A 4798-nucleotide genomic window follows, 5' to 3' on the forward strand; every position below is an offset into this window, starting at 1 on the left:
CTCACCGCAGGTTTCGATGCCGGTCATGCCGTCCGCCGCGGCCGCGGGTGGCAGTGGCCGCGGCTCGGCGCTCGCTCAATACACGGTCGACCTGACCGCGCTCGCGCGCGAAGGCGCGATCGATCCGATCTGCGGTCGCGATGCGGAAATCCGCCAGTTGATCGACGTGCTGCTGCGGCGCCGCCAGAACAATCCGATCCTGACCGGGGAAGCCGGCGTCGGCAAGACGGCCGTCGTGGAAGGGTTCGCGCAGCGCATCGTGCAAGGCCAGGTGCCCCCCGCGCTCGTCAATGTCTGCGTGCGTTCGCTCGACCTTGCGCTGCTGCAGGCGGGTGCCGGCGTGAAGGGCGAATTCGAGAACCGCCTCAAGTCGGTCATCGCCGAGGTGAAAGCTTCGCCGGTGCCGGTGATTCTCTTTATCGACGAAGCGCATCAGTTGATTGGTGCGGGCGGCAGCGAAGGCCAGGGCGATGCGGCAAATCTGCTCAAGCCGGCGCTCGCGCGCGGCGAGCTGCGCACGATCGCAGCCACCACGTGGGCCGAGTACAAGAAATACGTTGAACGCGACCCGGCGCTCGCGCGGCGCTTCCAGGTCGTCAAGGTCGAGGAGCCGAGCGAGGCCGTGGCGATCGAGATGCTGCGCGGCATGGTGGCCAAGCTGTCCTTGCATCACGGCGTCGAGATTCTCGACGAGGCTGTTCGCGACGCGGTGAAACTCTCGCACCGCTACATCTCGGGACGCCAGTTGCCGGACAAGGCGATCAGCGTGCTCGACACCGCCTGTGCGCGCGTGGCGATCGGCCAGAGCGGCATCCCCGAAGAGATCGAGGCGCTCGGCCGCGCGATCGAGGCAGCGGAGAACCAGTTGCGGATCCTGCGCCACGAAGCAGCCACGGGTGCGGATCACGACGACGCCATCAGCGCGCTCGCGGCTCAGTTCGAAGAGCGCAGCGTGCAGCACGCCCGCCTGAGCGACAAGCTCGCCACCGAAAGGCGTGCCGTCGATGAAATTCTCGCGTGGCGAAGCAAGATCGCGCGGCATCTGGCCGAACAGGAGCAAGCCAGCGAGGACGAGGACGGCGCTTCGCTGCGCGCCAACCTCGGCCGCCTGGAGAAGGGTCTCGAAGCGGTACAGAGCGATGAGCCGATGGTGCCCGTCTGCGTCGACTCAGGCATGGTCGCCAGGGTGATTTCCGGCTGGACCGGCATTCCGGTCGGCAGCATGCTCGCCGACGAACTGCACACGGTCCTCTATCTGCAGGACAAGCTGGCCGAACGCGTAGTCGGCCAGAACGAGGCACTCGATGCGATTGCGCGCCGCGTGCGCACATTCCGCGCCGATCTCGATGATCCGGGCAAGCCTGTCGGCGTGTTCCTGCTGGTCGGCCCGAGCGGTGTCGGCAAGACGGAGACGGCCGCGGCGCTTGCCGACATGCTGTACGGCGGCGAGCGCAACATGATCACCGTCAACATGTCCGAGTTCCAGGAGGCGCATAGCGTCTCCGGCCTCAAAGGCGCGCCGCCGGGCTACGTCGGTTACGGCCGCGGCGGCGTGCTGACCGAGGCGGTGCGGCGCCGTCCCTACAGCGTCGTGCTGCTCGACGAAATGGAAAAGGCCCACCCGGATGTGCTCGAACTGTTTTTCCAGGTGTTCGACAAGGGTGTGATGGAAGACGGTGAAGGTGTGCCGATCGACTTCAGGAACACGCTGATCCTGCTGACCTCGAACGCTGCCCAGGACGTCATCACGGAGGCGTGCCAGGGCGGCCGTCGGCCGCCGCCCGAGGTGCTGATCGAGCGTCTGAGGCCCGCGCTGCTCAAGCAGTTCAGCCCGGCATTTTTAGGCCGCCTCGTGCTGGTGCCGTACTACCACCTCGGCGACGCGCAGATTACGTCGATTGTGAACCTGAAGCTCGCGCGCCTTGCCGAACGCTTCGAGCGCAATCATCACGCACGCCTGACGTGGAACGACGAATTCGCGCAGGTCATCACCGAGCGCTGCAAGGAAGTGGACAGCGGCGCACGCAATGTCGATCACATCCTCACGCATTCGGTGTTGCCTGAACTTGCGCGTGAAGTGCTCGAACGCATTTCGGTAGCCGAACCGTTTGGCGGCGTGGATCTCGCCTTCACCGCGGCAGGCGGCATTGCGTTGCGCTTTGCGCCGCGTGAGGAGGCGTGACGTGACCGATGTGACGGATGTGACGGCAACCCAGCTCGATTGCCTGCTTTCGATCAGCACGCCGTTCGGCGCAGACGTGCTGCTGCTCGAAGGCTTCGGTGGTCGCGAAGCGATCTCGGAGCCGTTCCGTTTCCATCTGCGCATGCGCTCGTCGAACAAGCGGCTCGACCCGCAGGAGATCGTCGGCAAGAGCGTGACCGTGACGCTGCAGGCCTCGTCGGGGCCGAGCCGCTTCTTCAATGGCATCGTCACGCGCTTTGCCCAGGTCGGCGCGAACGGGCAGGACGGGTTCTATTCGGCTGAGCTGGCCCCGCGGCTGTGGTTGCTCGTGCTTGGCAGCAACCGTGTGATCTACCAGAAACAGAGCGCGCTCGACATCATCACGAAGCTGCTGTCAGGCGCCGGGGTGACGGTCGAGTCACGCGTGACAGGTAGTTATGCGGTGCGCGACTACTGCGTGCAGTACGACGAGAGCGCTTTGCAGTTCATCTCGCGGCTGATGGAAGAAGAGGGCATCTTTTACTTTTTCACCTTCGCCAACGGCACGCACACGATGGTCCTCGCGGACAGCCCCTCGGCGCACCGTGCCGGCGAGGACTGCGCGCAGCTCTGGTTCTCGAGCGATTCGGCCGCACACGGTGAGCTCGAACGCATCCGCGCGTTTGAAATGTCGACGGGACTCGTGGAGGCCGAGCATGTCGTGGCCGACTACGACTATACGATCGCGTCGATCCTGACTGCGAACTCGACGGCCTCGGGCAGCGCCGCGAGCGGCAGCCGCTATACCTTTCCGGGCCGCTACGCAAAGGCTGCGGACGGTACCCGGACGGCGAGCCTGCGGCTCGCGGCGCAGCAGATGGACCAGCGCACCGGCCGCGGCCGCAGTGCTTGCTACAGCCTCACGGCGGGCACGACTTTCACGCTGGGCGGCCACGCAAACGGTGCGCTCAACGTGCCGTACGCCGTGCGCGCCGTGACCCATAGCGCGTCGACCGGCAGGTATGACAACGAGTTCGAGGTATTTCCGTTATCGGTACCGTTCCGGCCGCCGCTCGTTACGCCGCGCCCCGTTGTAGCGGGTACGCACACGGCGCTTGTCGCCGGCTCGTCCGGCGAAGAGATCTGGACCGACGCGTATGGGCGCATCAAGCTGAAATTCCATTGGGATCGCGCAGCCGGCGCCGACGAGAACAGCTCATGCTGGGTGCGCGTGGCGCAGGGGGCCGCGGGACACGGCTGGGGCCATCTGTTCCTGCCGCGTGTCGGCCAGGAGGTGATAGTCAGCTACGTCGACGGCGACCCCGACCGGCCGCTCGTCACAGGCAGCGTCTACAACAAGCAGGACACGCTGCCGGTCGGCCTGCCGTCGCTGCAGACCCAGAGCGTGATCCGGTCGCGCTCGTCGAAGGGCGGCACGGCGGGCAACGAGATTCGCATGGAGGACAAGCTCAACAGCGAGGAGCTGTATTTGCATGCCCAGAAAGACCTGAACATCGCGGTCGAAAATGCGTTGTCGACGACCGTCATGGCGGGTGCGGAAATGCACATTGTCCAGAAGGGGGACCGCACGGTCGACGTTCAGACCGGCAAGGAGACGCATAGTGTCAAGGGCACGCGTGCGCTCGACGTGACCGGCGACGAGACCCACACGAATCATGCCGCGTTCACGCAAAATGTGAGTGGCAACTACACGCTGAAGGTAAGCGGCAATCTCGTCATCGACGTGAGCGGATCGATCAGCATCAAGGCCGGAACGTCGCTGCAGAGTCAGGCCGGCACGACCCTCGGCAACAAGGCGGGAACGACCCTCACCAACGAGGGGCTGGAAGTGCAGAGCAAGGCGTCGACCACGCAGACCGTCGACGGCGGCGCGATGCTCGCGCTCAAGGGTGCGCTCATCAAGCTGAACTGAGATATCCCATGAGCGATTCCCCGTCCCCATCAGCCATGCCTCGCGCGCTAGCCGCGGGCACCGGCACTGCCGCGTCCGGGACGGCGGCACATGCGCAAGCCTCGACCGCGATCGAGGAGCGTGATGCAGCGGGGCAGATGGTCTGCCGCACGTCGCTGCAGGGCGGCGTGCCGCATGGCGAGATGGTCCGCTATGGCCCGGGTGGAGTACCGCTACTGGAGGCGCATTACCTGGGTGGCGAACTGTCCGGTCCGTTGCGGGTCTTCGATGCGAATGGTGCGCTCGTTCAGGAGGCGTGCTATGCCGACGGCCGGCTGCACGGCGTGACAACGCTGTATCAGGACGGCCGGGTCGCGGCGCACCGGCAATACGCGCTCGGCGTGCTGCACGGCGAGAGCGTGTCGTATGCGCCGTCTGGGCTTGCGACCTCGCGGCTTCACTACGAAGCCGGAAAGCTCGAGCGGGAGGCGGTGTACCTGCACGACGGCGCGGTAGTGCGCCGCGCGCACTACCGCGCCGGTTTGCTCGAAGGCGAGACGCGCGATTACGCAGCTAACGGCGCACTGGTGCAGACCTCGCCGTATCAGCACGATCTGCTCCATGGCACGGTGCGCCGCTTCGGCCCTGACGGCCAGCTCCGCGAGGAACGCCGTTACGCGAAGGGCAAGCCGCAAGGCGCTTGGCGCAACGTGGCCGCGGCGGCG

Annotated in this window: 3 protein-coding genes; all 3 read left to right on the forward strand. The window is 66.0% G+C overall.

Annotated features, from left to right (window positions below):
- The coding region (gene tssH / locus EOS_RS22510) for a type VI secretion system ATPase TssH (RefSeq protein ID WP_047848925.1) at nt 1-2182 on the forward strand (2182 nt) is incomplete at its 5' end.
- A gap of 10 nt (nt 2183-2192) precedes the next feature.
- Nucleotides 2193-4094 carry a type VI secretion system tip protein TssI/VgrG gene (gene tssI, locus EOS_RS22515; protein WP_087881985.1) on the forward strand — a complete coding sequence of 634 codons (1902 nt, stop codon included), beginning with the start codon at nt 2193-2195 and terminating at the stop codon, nt 4092-4094.
- A gap of 8 nt (nt 4095-4102) precedes the next feature.
- A partial coding sequence (locus EOS_RS22520) for a toxin-antitoxin system YwqK family antitoxin (RefSeq protein ID WP_160312520.1) occupies nt 4103-4798 on the forward strand: 696 nt, incomplete at its 3' end.

This window comes from Caballeronia mineralivorans PML1(12), assembly GCF_001028175.1.
Taxonomy (GTDB): domain Bacteria; phylum Pseudomonadota; class Gammaproteobacteria; order Burkholderiales; family Burkholderiaceae; genus Caballeronia; species Caballeronia mineralivorans.